The sequence below is a fragment of the Clostridium pacaense genome (assembly GCF_020709765.2).
GTDB classification, from domain to species: domain Bacteria; phylum Bacillota; class Clostridia; order Lachnospirales; family Lachnospiraceae; genus Enterocloster; species Enterocloster hominis.
This window is the reverse complement of the sequence record NZ_JAJFEB020000002.1, coordinates 556,087-571,939: the sequence shown is the minus strand read 5'-3', so window position 1 is coordinate 571,939 and position 15,853 is coordinate 556,087. Positions and strand designations below refer to the sequence as shown.

Here is a 15,853-nt window from a genome sequence, read left to right as displayed (position 1 = left end):
TTACCAGATAATTTTGATAGGAGGTGCCCGATTATGAAGATGACATTTCAGCCGAAGAAGAAGCATAGAGCGAGAGTTCATGGCTTCAGAGCCAGAATGAAAACTGTAGGCGGTAGAAAAGTTATTGCTGCCAGAAGAGCAAAAGGTAGAGCTAGATTATCTGCTTAATTGTTTGAAGCAAAAGAACTGCGGGCCACAGGAACATGTGGCCTTTTCTTAATTATTCAGACAATGATTGTCAGTATGAAGATTGAAATGGAGAATCGTATGAAACGATTTCCTTCCGTAAGGAAAAACAGGGAGTTCCAGGATATATATAAGCATGGGACTTCGTATGCAAACAGACTGCTTGTGATGTATGTGATGGAAAGCGGGGAAGATGGGAACCGGATTGGTATTTCTGTCAGCAGGAAAGTGGGCAACAGTATTGTCCGCCATCATATCACAAGACTTTTGAGAGAAATATTCCGTTTAAATAATAGTAGGATCAGGACTGGATTAAACATCATTGTTGTGGCCAGGGTGGCTGCAAAAAAATCAGACTACAAAGATTTGGAAGGTGCGTATCTGCACCTATGCGGACTGCATCACATTTTAAAAGAATCGAAGTGAAGTGATTATGACAAGGTTTTTGATTTTGTTGGTAAGAGGATACCAGAGGTTCCTGTCTCCTCTTAAATTAAGAACTCACTGTATTTACACACCTACGTGTTCTCAATACGCCATTGAAGCACTTAAAAAGTATGGTGCGTTAAAGGGTACATGGTTGGCCTGCAAAAGGATACTCAGGTGTCACCCCTTTGCAGAAGGCGGTTATGATCCAGTTCCGTAGAGATTAGGAGGTATAATGTATTGAATGGTTTAGCTGGCGCAGTACTATTGACAAAAACAGGCGGTATTCTGGGGCCGATTGCTGATATCCTTGGTTGGATCATGGATTGGCTGTTTAAGTTTACAAGTTTCTTCGGTATTGAGAATATCGGTCTGTGTATTATCCTGTTTACCCTGGTAACAAAGGTTCTCATGATACCTCTTACCATTAAGCAGCAGCAGTCCTCCAAGCTGATGGCAGTGATGCAGCCGGAGATTTCTGCTATCCAGAAAAAGTATAAGGGCAAGGAAAATGACCAGAAGTATGCAATGATGATGCAGACAGAGATTAAGGCTGTTTATGAGAAGTATGGGACTTCCATGACAGGCGGCTGCCTCCCGTTGTTGATACAGATGCCTATCATCTTTGCTTTGTACCGTGTCATCTATAATATTCCTGCTTATGTACAGTCGGTAAGGGGATATTATGAGACAATCATAAGCAAGCTTCCAAGCGGCTACCAGACAGCACAGGCTTTTACAGACCTGGCGGCGGCGCAGAAGATGCCTATTGATAAGTTTGATTATACCAATGTTAATACTGTAATTGATTTATTATATAAGTTCACCGGACAGCAGTGGGATACCCTGGTGACTTCCTTTGCTTCCGTGGGACAGGCCGTGACGGATACAGGTGTCAGGGTGGTGGATGCCATTGAGAACATGCAGACCTTTTTCGGCCTGAACATTGCATATACACCATTCCAGGTCATCATGAACTATTTTAACAAGGTGGAAGGGACAACCCTGCTGACTGCAATTGCAGCTCTTTGTATCCCTCTGTTCGCTGGTCTGAGCCAGTGGTACAGCACCAAGCTGATGACTGCAAACCAGCCCCAGACCAACAGCGATGAGAATCCGGCAGCCGGAATGATGAAGAGCATGAACGTGACCATGCCCCTCATGTCTGTCTTCTTCTGTTTCTCATTTGCATCCGGTATCGGACTTTACTGGGTTGCGCAGAGTGTGTTTACAATCATCCAGCAGGTTGGTATTAACTCTTATCTGAATAAGGTTAATATTGACGACCTGGTTCAGAAGAATATTGACAAGACCAATAAGAAACGTGCTAAAAAGGGACTTCCTCCAACGAAGGTTGGCAATGTGGACGAGATGCTTAAGAAGATTGAGGAAAAGGAAGTAAAGGCTGAGACTGCGCAGATGGCCAAGATTGCAAAGACCAAGGCAATCGTGGAGGAGTCTAACAAGTATTATAATGACAATGCCAAACCGGGCAGCCTGGCATCCAAAGCAAACATGGTTGCTAAGTACAATGAAAAGCACGATAAGGGAAGTAAAAAATAGGAGGGGTTTTGTATGGATATGATTACAGTTACTGCCAAGACAGTGGACGAAGCAGTTACAAAAGCGTTAATCGAACTTCAGACAACCAGCGATAAGCTGGAATATGAAGTGGTTGACAAGGGAAGCACCGGATTCCTGGGAATCGGTTCAAAACCTGCTATTATTCGTGCAAAGAAAAAGGAATCCATTGAGGATAAGGCCATGGATTTCTTATCCCAGATTTTTGGGGCCATGAATATGGAGGTATCCATCATAGCTGCATACAATGAGGAAGAGCAGGAGCTTTCCCTGAACCTGGAAGGCGATGACATGGGTATCCTGATTGGGAAGAGGGGGCAGACCCTGGATTCCCTCCAGTACCTTGTAAGCCTGATCGTGAATAAGGGTACCGAAGGGTATCTGAGGGTTAAGCTGGATACTGAGAATTACCGTGAGAGAAGGAAGGAAACCCTTGAGACCCTGGCAAAGAACATTGCCTATAAGGTTAAGCGGACCAAGAGGCCTGTCTCATTGGAACCCATGAATCCTTATGAGAGAAGGATTATCCACGCGGCCCTTCAGAATGACAAGTATGTTACCACCAGAAGTGAGGGCGAGGAGCCTTTCCGCCATGTGGTGATTGCACTTAAGAAGGAAGCGTCCGGCGGTGAACGCAAAGGACGTTACGACAGGAGTAAGGGCGGGCGCTATGACAGGTCTTCCGGCGGATATAAGGGTAATAACCGCCGCAGCCATTATTCTTCAACAGCTTCATCAGGCGCGTCCGAAGAGACAGCTGCTGGAGATGAGGAATAACTGACAGATTTTAAGCTTAAGAGGCTGTTGCAGAGTGCGACGGCCTTTTGCGCTATTTGGCTGGCATGGGATGGTCCGTGTCAGGCGGGAATTGAAAGGATATAAGATGAGGACAGATACAATTGCAGCCATTGCCACGGGAATGGGAAATTCAGGAATCGGGATTGTAAGGATCAGTGGTGATGAGGCATTTACTGTGATTGATAAGTTATACAGGAATAAGGACGGCAGGCAGGTTCCTATAAGCCAGGCCAGATCCCACACGGTCCACTATGGGTTTATCTATGATGGGGATGAGAAGGTGGATGAGGCCCTTGTGCTGATCATGAAGGGGCCGCACAGTTATACGGCTGAGGATACGGTGGAGATTGACTGTCATGGCGGGATCCTTATGGTGAAGAAGATACTGGAGGCAGTCATCCACGCAGGGGCTAGGACAGCGGAGCCGGGGGAGTTTACTAAGAGGGCATTCCTCAATGGCAGGATTGACCTGTCACAGGCCGAGGCCGTGGCGGATGTGATTAATGCCACCAATGAGTATGCGCTTAAAAGCTCGGTGAGCCAGTTAAGCGGTTCTGTGTCAAAGCGCATAAAGGAACTGAGAAGCCAGATCCTTTATCAGATTGCATTTATAGAATCCGCACTGGACGACCCGGAACATATTTCCCTGGATGGGTATGATGAAGAACTTTTGGCGCGCCTTGATCCCATGGTGGAGGAGGTGAAGAGGCTGCTGGCTTCAGCGGATGACGGGAGGGTCATGACGGAAGGGGTCAAGACAGTCATACTTGGTAAGCCCAATGCAGGTAAATCTTCCTTAATGAATGTGCTTCTGGGGGAGGAGAGGGCCATTGTAACCGAAATAGCCGGAACCACCAGGGACACGCTGGAGGAACATATCTATCTTCAGGGAATCAGCCTTAACGTGGTGGACACGGCCGGTATCAGGGACACTGAGGATGTGGTGGAGAAGATTGGAGTGGACAGGGCCAGGCGCGCCGCCGGGGACGCGGACCTTATCATATTCGTGGTGGACGGTTCGCGGCCACTGGATGAAAGCGATAGGGAAATCATGGATTTCATCCGGGGCAGGAAGTCCATCATCCTTCTCAATAAGTCGGATCTTGAGCTTGTGGTCGGCAAGGAGGAACTGGAAGGGATGTCAGGACAGAAGGTGATTCCAGTGTCCGCCAAGGAGGAACAGGGGATTGAAGAGCTGGAGCAGGAGATTAAACGGCTCTTTTATCACGGGGAGCTAAAGTTTAACGACCAGGTTTATATAACAAATGTAAGGCATAAAGAGGCATTGGAACAGGCCCTCAGGAGTCTTTTGATGGTAAAGGGCAGTATTGAGGACCGCATGCCGGAGGATTTTTATTCCATTGACCTTATGAACGCATATGAGCAGCTGGGGCTGATTACAGGGGAAGCAGTGGACGATGATTTGGTGAATGAGATATTTGCCAGGTTCTGTATGGGAAAATGATTGAAATGAAAGAGGAATGAAAACGTATGCCGTATTTGGAAGAAACATATGATATGATTGTTGTTGGCGCCGGACATGCAGGATGCGAGGCAGCCCTTGCCGGCGCAAGGCTGGGTCTTGAAACCATCATGTTTACGGTCAGTGTGGACAGCATTGCCCTGATGCCCTGTAATCCCAATGTGGGCGGCAGCTCAAAAGGCCACCTTGTAAGGGAGCTGGATGCCCTTGGCGGGGAAATGGGGAAGAATATTGATAAGACATTTATCCAGTCCAAGATGCTCAATGAATCCAAGGGACCTGCCGTGCACTCCCTGAGGGCCCAGGCAGATAAGCAGGATTACAGCAGGCAGATGAGAAGGACGCTGGAGAACACGGATCATCTTACCATACGACAGGCCGAGGTGTCGGAGCTTGTTGTCCAGGAAGGGGAAATCAGGGGCGTTAAGACATTTTCAGGGGCCGTTTATAGGGGGAAATGTGTCATACTCTGCACAGGTACTTATCTGAAGGCAAGGTGTATCTACGGGGATGTCAGCAATCCCACAGGGCCGAACGGACTGCAGGCAGCCAACCATCTGACGGATTCCCTTAAGGCGAACGGGATTGAGATGTTCCGGTTTAAGACAGGCACCCCGGCCAGGGTGGATAAGAGAAGCATTGATTTTACTAAGATGGAAGAGCAGCTGGGGGATGAGCGCGTGGTTCCCTTTTCTTTTTCAACGGACCCGGAAAGCGTTCAGAAGGACCAGGTGTCCTGCTGGCTGACGTATACCAATGAGGGTACCCATGACATCATACGACGTAACCTGGACCGTTCCCCGCTGTTCTCAGGGGCCATCGAGGGTACGGGTCCAAGGTACTGCCCATCCATTGAGGATAAGGTGGTGAAGTTCCCGGACAAGGAGCGCCACCAGGTATTCGTGGAACCCGAGGGACTTTATACCAATGAAATGTATCTGGGCGGTATGAGCAGTTCCCTTCCTGAAGATGTACAGTATGCAATGTACCGTACCGTGCCGGGACTTGAGAAGGTTAAGATTGTGAGGAATGCATATGCAATTGAATATGATTGCATCAATTCACTGCAGTTAAAGCCGACCCTGGAATTTAAGAAGATATCAGGTCTGTTTGCAGGAGGACAGTTTAACGGCAGTTCCGGATATGAGGAAGCGGCGGTGCAGGGCTTTATGGCTGGTGTGAATGCTGCAATGAAAATCATGGGAAGGGACCAGGTGGTCCTGGACCGGTCCCAGGCGTACATCGGCGTGCTGATTGACGATCTGGTGACCAAAGAGAATCATGAGCCGTACAGGATGATGACTTCCAGGGCAGAGTACAGGCTGCTTTTAAGGCAGGATAATGCGGATATCCGCCTGAGGAAGATTGGGCATGAGATTGGACTTGTCAGCGATGGGGAGTATGAGAAGCTTCTTATTAAAATGGATGAGATTGAACATGAGATTAAACGGCTTCAGGGAACGGTAATTGGGGTAAATTCCATGGTGCAGGAATTTTTGGAAAAATATGGAAGTACTCCGCTGAAATCAGGTGTAACCCTGGCGGAACTGGTTAAACGGCCGGAGCTGGATTATGAGAAGTTATGGGAGTTGGATGAGAGGCGGCCGGAACTGTCACCTGAGGTTAGGGAACAGGTTAATATTGAAATTAAGTATGAAGGGTACATCAAGCGCCAATACCAGCAGGTTGAGCAGTATAAGAAGCTGGAAGGGAAGCTGCTTCCTGAGGATTTTGATTATACCCAGGTAAAAAGCCTGCGCAGGGAGGCTGTACAGAAGCTGAATAAGGTTCAGCCCGCAACCATTGGACAGGCGTCCCGCATATCGGGTGTTTCCCCGGCAGATATATCCGTGCTGCTGGTACACTTTGCGAGAAAACAGCAGTGAGAGGATTATATGATATGACAGAGACATTTCGCATCCAGATGAATCAGGAATCAGCGCAATTGGGTATCACACTCAGCGATGTCCAGATGGAACAGTTTTATTCTTATTATGAAATGCTGGTGGAAAAAAATAAGGTGATGAATCTTACAGCCATCACGGAAGAAAATGAGGTTGTGACAAAACACTTTAGTGACAGCTTGTCACTATTTGGGCTATTGAAGGAAATGCAGGTTGGCGGTGACGCATGGTATAAGACATGTAATGTGATTGATGTCGGCACAGGAGCTGGATTTCCCGGGATTCCTTTGAAAATTGTGTTTCCTGAGCTGAAGGTAACATTGTTGGATTCTTTAAATAAAAAGGTTAAGTGGCTGGAGGAAGTGTGTACGGAACTGCACCTGGAAGGTGTGTGTTGTGTCCATGGACGGGCGGAGGATATAGGACGCCAGGCAGGACACAGGGAAGTGTATGATCTGTGTGTATCCAGGGCAGTGGCTAACCTGGCCAGTCTGTCAGAATATTGTATGCCTTTTGTTAAGGTGGGAGGATATTTTATTCCTTATAAATCAGGGGAGATTGATGAGGAATTGAATCAGGCAAAGAAGGCGATTGGGCTTTTGGGCGGTAAGTTAAAGTCAGTGGAGAAGTTTGTGCTGCCTGGCACGGATGCAGCCAGATCCCTTGTGATGATTGAGAAGGTTAAGCCTGTATCGAAGAAGTTTCCTAGAAAGGCGGGACTGCCTACTAAGGAGCCGTTGAAGTAGTGGGGGAGGGTTGGTAGGGTTTGTTGAGGGATTTTGTTAGAAGATTTTAGTAGAAGATGGGCCGGAATGTTTCACGTGAAACATTCCGGCCCATCTTCTTACTTTTTTAAGGTTATACATATTTTGATAAGTATATGCGTTATCTTTTTTTACTATATTTTTGTAATAGCTATAAATATATTTGTTATAGATAGATATCTGTTATAAATATCTCTTCTCAAATGTATCTATCTTTTCTTAACATATATTTGTATTCTTTAATACATTTAAGTTGAAAAATAATCATTTCTATTATCAGATAATATCAGCCAGCAGCCTCCCTCATCATGTGGATTTCTCTCGCATATCCGTCTAAATCATTAGGGGTTTCCATATAGAAGGGAAGTTTGCCTAATATTGGGTGTGTGACGATTCTTTTAAATGTATCAAGGCCTATATATCCTTCTCCGAGTTTTGCATGTCTATCTTTATGAGCACACAGAGGATTCTGACTGTCATTAAGATGAATTGCTTTTAAACGGTTTAATCCGATAATCTGGTCAAATTCATTCAGCACCTCGTCTAAATGATTGACAATATCATACCCTCCATCCCACACATGACATGTATCAAGGCACACACCCATATGGTCGGATAAATCAACCAAATCCAATATCTGTTTTAACTCCTCGAAACGTCCTCCGATTTCGCTGCCTTTTCCTGCCATGGTTTCCAAAAGGACAGTAGTGGTCTGGTCTGGAGAAAGTATTTCGTTAAGCATTTGGGCGATGTATGTAATACCTGTTTCAACGCCCTGTTTTACATGGCATCCAGGGTGAAAGTTATACATATTACCTGGGGTATATTCCATTCGGACCAAATCATCAGCCATGGTTCTTTTTGCAAAATCCCGGAGTTTTGGGTCTGCGGAACATGCATTTAATGTGTAAGGGGCATGGGCCAGGAGAGGAGTGATATCCTTATCTTTTGCTGTTGCTAAGAAGCGTTCTACATCTTTCTCGTTAATTGCTTTTGCATTGCCGCCTCTTGGATTGCGTGTGAAAAATTGAAATGTATTAGCGTCAATTGAAATGGCGTCCTTTGCCATGGATTCATATCCTTTTGATGAGGATAAATGGCATCCTATTCGTATCATAAGTTATTCCTTTCATATTAAATAATGGTTAGTAAATAGATTGTTATATATAATAAAAAAGGTTCGGACAGTAATTATCCGAACCGGAATGTTTCACGTGAAACATTAACTGCTTTTAAGATAAGAAAGTTTGAATCAGTTCGTAAATCTCAGCAGGCTTTTCCATATGAGGAAGATGCTTTGTATTTGGAACAGTTGCTGTCTCCACTGCTGGATTATATTCTTTATATTCATTCATACGTTCATCAATATCTTCCAGAGCACCTCCGCCAATCAGATAAATGCTGTTATCTATTTTCTTTAATGCGTTAACAATATTACACTTTATATAGTTACACTCAATGCTTGCATAGACAGACTTAGGCGATTCACCCAGATGGGCCGCTTCGTGATATGCATCAATCAATCCTGATTTAACTGAATATGGATTATAGTAGTAGTTAGTCATAAAATCCTTAGTAATGGCCTGTTTACTGCATGATATATGGTAAATCAGGGTTCCTACAATTGGAAGGTCTAACATGAACTTATATAACTTGGCATTCTTGCCCGGAACCTGACAACAGGAAAGAATACTCTCAGGATTAACAAACATAAGTTGATTAAATAGTTCAGGTGAGTTGCAGCAGGCCATAATCCCTAAAGCAGAAGATGAACCGGTTGCAACCATATCTGTCCTATGACCGATTTCTGATTTGATAAAATCACACAATAACTGTACATATAGGTAATTTGTATAGGTGAGGTTTGGTTTCTCCGAACGTCCAAATCCTAATAAATCAATTGTGTATACAGTATATGACTCAGACAGCTTTCCTGCCAGGTTCTTCCATTCATAGCCGCTGGAAGCAGGAGTTAAATCATGTATTAGTAAAATTGGTTTGCCGGAACCTGATTTTGTGTAATGGATATTGCCAAGGCGCCACTTATAGCACAAGGCTTCTGGTTCTCCTAAAACATTCTTTGAGGTTGCGGACAATTTAATTGCTTTATTAATAAGAGCAGTAGTAGTAGCTGCTCCTGCTGATAGTATAAGTAAGGTGAGTAATTTATTCCTTGTTTTCATTCAATTATAATCTCCTGAACTTGGTCATCTCATACCATTTGAATAAAAGTAGTTTTGCTTTATCTATTATAATACAAGCTGGGGGCTATTACAACGTTTAGAGAATTAAATTATTCTTAAGAGTTTTCAGACAGAAAAATGTTTCACGTGAAACATTTTTTGTATAAAATGAGAAAAATACGGGTTTATTCTATTTTGTCATAGGAAAAGAATTGGAGTTGTGATATAATCGTAAAAGTAATCGAAGAAAGATTTGTTTTTTCGAGAAAGGAATCAATACAAATGGGACGAATTATAACAATAACCAACCAGAAAGGCGGGGTTGGTAAAACTACAACAGCCATCAATCTTTCTGCCTGTTTGGCTGAAGCAGGTCAAAAGGTTTTGTTGGTGGACTTTGATCCCCAAGGTAATGCCAGCAGCGGATTGGGACTGGAACGGGAAGATTTTGATAAGACAGTGTATGATATGCTGATTGAGGAAGCGCCTGCTGATGAATGTATTGTAAAGGAAATACAGCCTAACCTGGATGTCCTTCCTTCTGATATGAACCTGGCTGGAGCTGAAATCGAGTTTCAGGAAGTGGAAGAAAAGGAAAAACTGCTCAGCATCTATCTAAATCAAGTTCGTGATACATACGATTTTATTCTGATTGACTGTCCCCCATCTTTGAATATATTGACAATCAATGCATTAACAGTAGCAGATACAGTGTTGGTCCCGATACAGTGTGAATATTATGCCCTGGAAGGATTAAGCCAGGTTTTAAAGACAGTAGATCTTGTAAAGAGAAAGTTAAATCCGGATTTAGAGTTGGAAGGTGTTGTATTTACCATGTATGATGCCAGGACAAACCTTTCCCTGGAAGTGGTGGAAAGTGTTAAAAGCAGCCTGAACCGTACCATATACAAAACCATTATTCCAAGAAATGTCCGTCTGGCAGAGGCACCAAGCCATGGAATGTCCATTAACCTTTATGATTCCAGATCAACAGGTGCTGAAAGCTATCGGTTGCTTGCAGCAGAAGTAATGAGCAGAGGAGAAGAGTTGTAATGGCTAAAAAGGGATTGGGAAAAGGCCTGGGTGCTATATTTGGCGAAGATGTGATTAAGGAAAGCGAAGAGGATATTGCGAAGGCAAAAGCAGCGGCAGCTGATAAAGGGGAAGAAAATACCAGTGAACGAATGGTTAAGCTGGCATTGATTGAGCCTAACAAGGAACAGCCAAGAAAGGACTTTAATGAGGAACAGCTTGGGGAATTGGCTGAGTCCATTAAACGGTATGGTGTTCTTCAGCCGCTTCTGGTTCAGAAAAAGGGGACTTTCTATGAGATTATAGCCGGTGAGCGCAGATGGCGTGCGGCAAAGATGGCTGGTTTAAAGGAAATTCCTGTTGTACTGAGGGAATATACGAAACAGGAAAGCATGGAAATTGCCCTGATTGAGAATGTACAGAGAGAGGATTTAAACCCTATTGAGGAAGCTTTGGCATACCAGCAGCTTGTAAAAGAGTTTCATCTGACCCAGGAAGAGATAGCGGAACGGGTTGCTAAGAACAGGGCAACCATAACAAACTCCATGCGGCTTTTAAAGCTGGATGAACAGATTCAGGAAATGCTGATTCAGAATATGATTTCCAGCGGACATGCAAGGGCATTACTTTCCCTGGATGATAAAGGGATTCAGCTGAAAGCAGCTAAAATGATACTGGACGGAGGTATGAGTGTAAGGGAGACAGAACGTCTGGTAAAGAAGCTGGCCAGGGAAGCCAATGATGATGGCAGTGAGAAGAAAGATAAGAAGAAAGACGAAGCGTTAGCTATCATATACCAAAATTTGGAAGATAGAATGAAGAGCATTATGGGTACCAAGGTCAGTATCCATAACAAGGATAAAAACAAAGGCCGGATAGAAATTGAATATTATTCAGAAGCAGAACTAGAGCGGATTGTGGAGATGATTGAATCTATTCGTTAGACACAAAGGAGTGAAGATATACAATGGAGAACAGCATTTTAAATCTATGTCCATTTGACCCCGCATACATTATTATGGGACTTGTGATATTAGTGGTTTTGCTGCTGATATTGGTAATTGTAACAATGACTAAGCTTAGAAGGCTGGACCGCAAATATGATTATTTCATGCGGGGAAAAGATGCGGAAACCCTGGAAGATATAATCATGGATGAGATTGATGAGCTTCGGGACCTGAGGGCTGAAGACAGGAGCAATAAAGACTCAATCCGTACCCTGAACCGTAATTTCAGGGCGTCCTTTCAGAAATATGGTGTTGTGAAATATAATGCGTTCAAAGGCATGGGAGGAAACCTGAGTTTTGCCTTGGCGGTCCTGGATTATACCAACAGCGGATTTGTCATGAACTGCGTACACAGCAGGGAGGGATGCTATCTGTATATCAAAGAAGTGGATATGGGACAGACGGATATTGTCCTTGGCAATGAGGAACAGGAGGCGTTGGAACAGGCCTTGGGATATGTGAAGAAAAGTTAGTACTGATGAATGAATATAAAGGACACATGGAATGCGATGGATCTGTTCTGCATTCCGTGATGTCCTTTTTTTGTGGGATAGAAGCAGGGATGGACTTGGCGGTGGTACATGTTGTCCAATGGGCGCATAAAATACTATATCAATAAAAAAGCAGGTGAAAACATATGGTACAGGTATCAAGTCAGGCACAGCTGGCAGCAGCATTGCGTAATCAGGAACCTTTCATACAGATAACTGACGATTTCCCGCTTACTTCCCAGATTAATATTCTGTATGATGTTACAATAGAAAGCCTTATGGATGAAACCCATACGATTTACAAGGCCCCGGAATACAACAGCTATTTATTCAGGATTCAGAACGGAGGCATTCTGAGGCTGGCTCATACTATCATTGATGGGCAGTCCCAATACCATGATCAAGCCAGCGCTGCGGCACGTTCCCTTATCTATGTGACGGGCGGCGCCCTTTATCTGGATGAGGGAGTGATTCTTAAAAATAACATTTCATATGGTGCAGGGGGAGGGGTCTCGCTATATAATGGCGGGAGCTACACGAACCAGTTCCATATGACGGGCAATGCACGGATTACAGGCTGTTCTTCCCGGACCAATGGCGGAGGCGCGTCCATTTCCTTAAGCAGCCAGGATGATATCGTTTCCATTTCTGATAAGGCCATGATTGACCATAATTCGGCCAATCATGGGGGCGGTGTCTACTTTTATCCTGCAATCGTGGGACTTGGAGGTACGCTTTCTGTTTCGGGAAATGTACAGGTTACGGATAATACCGCATCATCCACTGGCGGCGGTATCTACTTTTCCGGCTACCAGGACGGCAGCAGCGCCCCTTCCTTGCTCTCATTGGATGGGACACTTATCATTTCAGGCAATACGGCGGTCCATGGGGCGGCAGTTTATTTCTATGGGGTAAATGATGGGGACCGCATGAGTGTGAAGGGGGGAGTCTCCATTACTGAAAATACCGCGGTTAATAATGGTGGCGGAATCTGTTACAGGGCGCCCTCTGGCAGTGCGGATCTTGTGATTGATAATTCATCCATAACACACAATACAGGTGGAACGGGCGGAGGTATCTATCTGCTCAGTGATTCCGGGGGAACCATGGCTTTACTTGAGACCGTCATATCAGATAATACGGCGCAGAATGGGGCCTCCGGGTCTGGCGGCGGTATATGGTTCCAGAACGATAGTATGGACCGTCCTGTCATCATTTCCCTAAATGAGACCAGGATCATACGGAATACTGCCACGGAAGAGGGAGGAGGAATCCGTTTGTTCGGCGGTCCCGGCTCTTTTTCTTTCCGCATGAGTAAATGTTCGGTCTCAGACAACAGCGCAGTGAAAAACGGGGGCGGTCTGCTGATGAGCAGCGCTGGCGGTATTACCGATATACTGGAAACTACGATTACGGGAAATACTGCAGGGGGATCCGGCGGAGGTTTTTATTATGCTAACAGCCTTAAGGGGACTTCTTCGCAGATCTTTATAACAAATGATACAATTACTGGAAATATGGCCGGCAGGGAAGGCGGAGGACTCCGGTTTTCTTCGTCTTTGGGAGCGGTCATTACGGATATTACGGACAGCGTGGTGTCCGGCAATATCGCAGACAGCAACAGCGGAGGAGGCATCTGGCATGGCGGAACCAGTGATAAGCTGACACTTCATGGTACTACGTCTGTTAGTGGAAATTCATCCTATGAAGGCAATGGAGGAGGGATTTATTTTAACAGTGATGTGGGAACGCTTATTCTTATGGACCAGGTAAAGATTACCGGTAATCATGCAGATGGGCGCGCCAGCAGCTTTGGTAACCATGGCGGCGGCATCTGTGTGGTCCCGGGCAATGTGACTATCTCTGGTCAGGCAGAGATTGCTGATAACAGCGCTCTTTTATATGGAGGGGGAATCAGTGCGGCTGAACAGTCGCGGATTGACTTTATAAGCGGTTCCATTCATGATAACCGCTCTTTACGTTATGGTGGTGCGGTCTATAATCATGGCGGCAGCATTTTTACCATGGGCGGCGGCAGTATCCTTGACAATCAGGCTGTTTACGGCGGCGGTTTTTATAACAATGCGGACGGGCAATTGCTGATTAACGGGGGTACGGTCAGCCGGAACAGCGCCGATGTGGGAGGAGGTATCTATAATGCGGTCCAATCTTCGGCAACGCTTTCCGCTTCGGCGTCTTTTGGCGGTGAAGGAGCAAATACCGCTGCTTTGTATGCACCTGGGATCTACAACCAGGGAGATTTTTACACGGAAGGATTGCGGGATGTCGCAAACGGGGTTTATATATCTTCGCGAAGCGCTGTAGTCCGGATTGAGGGACCTCTTATATCCGGATCTAAAATTCAAATTGATAATTCAGGATACGTGAGTCCAAATGAAGCAGGAACTGCTATTGTAATCGGGGAGGCGTCACCGCCTTATGCAGAACTGACTGATGATGACCGGGACGCCTTTTTAAAGCCGCCTTCTGACTTTGAGGGCTGGGAAATACGTCTCAGTGATGATTCTTCCCAGATACTGCTTGCTCCAATACAGTATACAATCCGGTATGGGAATCTTATGGGCGCTTCTAACTCAAACCCGGATACCTACCAGGTGACGGATCCGGATATCATATTGTCGACTCCTGGCCCTGTTAGCGGATACCGTTTCACTGGCTGGTTTGATGCTATGGAAGGTGGGAACCAGGTTACACGCATTGTACAGGGAACCATGGGGGATATAACCCTGTATGCCAGATGGGAAAAGGTTTATCTGATCATCACGTATGATGCCAATGATGATAACGGTCCTGCTGCCTGTGGGATTCCCCTTCCTGAATCATTCCAGGAAGGACAGGAAATCATCATCAATGATTCCCTGCCTGTACGTCCATGCTATGTATTTGCCGGTTGGAATACCCGTCCGGATGGGAGCGGAATTGGCTATAGTCCAGGAGAAATCATTGATTCATTATCTGGCGATATCATACTTTATGCGGTTTGGGGAATTTCATGTTGTCCGGGATTGCCACCCTGTTGTCCGCTATTGCCGCCGTGTTATCCGGGATTACCGCCCTGTTGTCCGCCATTGCCGCCCTGTTGTCCGCCATTGCCTCCGTGTTGTCCGGGATTGACATCGTGCTGTACGCCTGCCATGCCATGCCGTTAGTCTTTATACGGTTATGGAGTGATTGTAATCTGTAAGAAGGTTATGATTTGACAACTGCCATACAGTATGGAAGACAGAAGAGAAGATTTTTACTATTTTTTCCATTTTTGTCAGGCTAGAGCGTGTTTGAAAATTCATTCCCGCCGTCTGCACGCCCCACTTCGCGGTATATTTGGCCCCGATTCAGTCAGCGTAGCCCGCTACGCCTCCATCATCGGGACCAAATCTCCCACAAAGTGGGACGCACAGCCAACGGAAAGCAATTTTCAAACACGCTCTAGTATTCTGGGGAGCCAGATATCATCTTTCTTTCCGGTATTGGCTGAATGATTGAGGTTTTTGTTTTTTTGAAAAAGAAAGGGGCAGTCTGGGAAATTCCTGCATATGATATTGGTAAGAGTAAATTGGAAAAGGGAGATCAGATGCAGGATATTGAATATCTGAAGAGTATGTATCCGTCTGGGATAAAGATACTTCAGGGATATGTATCAGAGGCGTGCGACAGGCTGGACTATAAGAACAGCCCCATGTATGACGAATATCCGGACCAACTGATGGTTAACAGACTGTGTGATACTATCTGTGATACAGTCATGTCATCAGAAGGCGCGGAGCGGGTCAGCGGTATGTGGAACATAACAGAGGCTGACAGAAGTTCTCTGGAGATGGAGGAACTGCATAATGATATGAAACGTCTGGATATAGATTCCTCGGATGATGATCCGGATGTGGTTCAAGATGAAACGCTGCCTGAAGAATGTTATAGGATAGAGACAGAGTCAGTCAGGGAGAATCAGGGATTGCAGAATGTGAATCAAGAGGAACCTG

14 protein-coding genes and 3 pseudogenes are annotated in these 15,853 nt (G+C 45.4%); 13 read left to right on the top strand and 4 right to left on the bottom strand.

Features of this window, described 5'->3' with window-relative positions:
* Window positions 1-33: 33 nt before the first annotated feature.
* The 8 genes and pseudogenes from rpmH (at window position 34) to rsmG (ending at window position 7,124) form a co-directional block, all read left to right on the top strand.
* The gene (gene rpmH, locus LK536_RS36080) at window positions 34-168 is read left to right on the top strand and encodes a 50S ribosomal protein L34 (protein WP_008723104.1); all 135 of its coding nucleotides are present in this window, start codon (window positions 34-36) and stop codon (window positions 166-168) included.
* 75 nt (window positions 169-243) lie between these two features.
* Window positions 244-612 carry a ribonuclease P protein component gene (gene rnpA, locus LK536_RS36075; RefSeq protein ID WP_506092091.1) on the top strand — a complete coding sequence of 123 codons (369 nt, stop codon included), beginning with the start codon at window positions 244-246 and terminating at the stop codon, window positions 610-612.
* Between the two features lie 4 nt (window positions 613-616).
* Window positions 617-832 (top strand): membrane protein insertion efficiency factor YidD, encoded by a 216-nt coding sequence (gene yidD / locus LK536_RS36070; RefSeq protein ID WP_474911837.1) that lies wholly within the window; start codon window positions 617-619, stop codon window positions 830-832.
* 20 nt (window positions 833-852) lie between these two features.
* Entirely contained in the window at window positions 853-2,175 is a 1,323-nt protein-coding gene (locus LK536_RS36065) for a YidC/Oxa1 family membrane protein insertase (protein WP_008723107.1), read from the top strand.
* Between the two features lie 12 nt (window positions 2,176-2,187).
* Window positions 2,188-2,808, top strand: a pseudogene (jag, locus tag LK536_RS36060) (RNA-binding cell elongation regulator Jag/EloR); the annotation flags it as partial.
* Window positions 2,809-3,076: 268 nt separating this feature from the next.
* Window positions 3,077-4,456, top strand: coding sequence for a tRNA uridine-5-carboxymethylaminomethyl(34) synthesis GTPase MnmE (gene mnmE, locus LK536_RS36055; protein WP_227794752.1), 1,380 nt, complete (start codon window positions 3,077-3,079; stop codon window positions 4,454-4,456).
* A 26-nt stretch (window positions 4,457-4,482) separates the two neighbouring features.
* Complete coding sequence (gene mnmG, locus LK536_RS36050; protein WP_120057476.1) at window positions 4,483-6,360, top strand: tRNA uridine-5-carboxymethylaminomethyl(34) synthesis enzyme MnmG; 1,878 nt, start codon at window positions 4,483-4,485, stop codon at window positions 6,358-6,360.
* A gap of 14 nt (window positions 6,361-6,374) precedes the next feature.
* The gene (gene rsmG, locus LK536_RS36045; RefSeq protein ID WP_227794751.1) at window positions 6,375-7,124 is read left to right on the top strand and encodes a 16S rRNA (guanine(527)-N(7))-methyltransferase RsmG; all 750 of its coding nucleotides are present in this window, start codon (window positions 6,375-6,377) and stop codon (window positions 7,122-7,124) included.
* Between the two features lie 304 nt (window positions 7,125-7,428).
* Here rsmG and LK536_RS36040 read toward each other — a convergent pair whose 3' ends face one another.
* Window positions 7,429-8,259, bottom strand: a complete 831-nt coding sequence (locus tag LK536_RS36040) for a deoxyribonuclease IV (RefSeq protein WP_227794750.1) — start codon at window positions 8,257-8,259, stop codon at window positions 7,429-7,431.
* A 115-nt stretch (window positions 8,260-8,374) separates the two neighbouring features.
* Window positions 8,375-9,325: an alpha/beta fold hydrolase gene (locus LK536_RS36035; protein WP_120057473.1), complete on the bottom strand. Its 951-nt coding sequence runs from the start codon at window positions 9,323-9,325 to the stop codon at window positions 8,375-8,377.
* A 282-nt stretch (window positions 9,326-9,607) separates the two neighbouring features.
* On the opposite strand from LK536_RS36035, the gene LK536_RS36030 reads away from it, so the two are divergent.
* From LK536_RS36030 to LK536_RS36015, 4 genes are all read left to right on the top strand, one after another.
* Complete coding sequence (locus tag LK536_RS36030; RefSeq protein WP_227794749.1) at window positions 9,608-10,378, top strand: ParA family protein; 771 nt, start codon at window positions 9,608-9,610, stop codon at window positions 10,376-10,378.
* Complete coding sequence (locus LK536_RS36025) at window positions 10,378-11,301, top strand: ParB/RepB/Spo0J family partition protein (protein ID WP_227794748.1); 924 nt, start codon at window positions 10,378-10,380, stop codon at window positions 11,299-11,301. The genes LK536_RS36030 and LK536_RS36025 overlap by 1 nt, the downstream gene beginning before the upstream one ends.
* 23 nt (window positions 11,302-11,324) lie before the next feature.
* Window positions 11,325-11,837 (top strand): DUF4446 family protein, encoded by a 513-nt coding sequence (locus LK536_RS36020; RefSeq protein WP_008723116.1) that lies wholly within the window; start codon window positions 11,325-11,327, stop codon window positions 11,835-11,837.
* Window positions 11,838-12,001: 164 nt separating this feature from the next.
* Window positions 12,002-15,025 (top strand): InlB B-repeat-containing protein, encoded by a 3,024-nt coding sequence (locus LK536_RS36015; protein WP_227794747.1) that lies wholly within the window; start codon window positions 12,002-12,004, stop codon window positions 15,023-15,025.
* 3 nt (window positions 15,026-15,028) lie between these two features.
* Here the strand turns inward: LK536_RS36015 and LK536_RS36010 are convergent, their stop codons facing one another.
* Window positions 15,029-15,178, bottom strand: coding sequence for a hypothetical protein (locus LK536_RS36010; RefSeq protein ID WP_474911805.1), 150 nt, complete (start codon window positions 15,176-15,178; stop codon window positions 15,029-15,031).
* Here LK536_RS36010 and LK536_RS36005 point away from each other — a divergent pair.
* A pseudogene (locus LK536_RS36005) lies at window positions 15,152-15,253 on the top strand (DUF6783 domain-containing protein); the annotation flags it as partial. The gene LK536_RS36010 and the pseudogene LK536_RS36005 sit on opposite strands and share 27 nt — an antisense overlap.
* Here LK536_RS36005 and LK536_RS36000 read toward each other — a convergent pair.
* Window positions 15,251-15,295: pseudogene (locus LK536_RS36000) on the bottom strand (DUF6783 domain-containing protein); the annotation flags it as partial. The pseudogenes LK536_RS36005 and LK536_RS36000 sit on opposite strands and share 3 nt — an antisense overlap.
* Window positions 15,296-15,853: the final 558 nt, after the last annotated feature.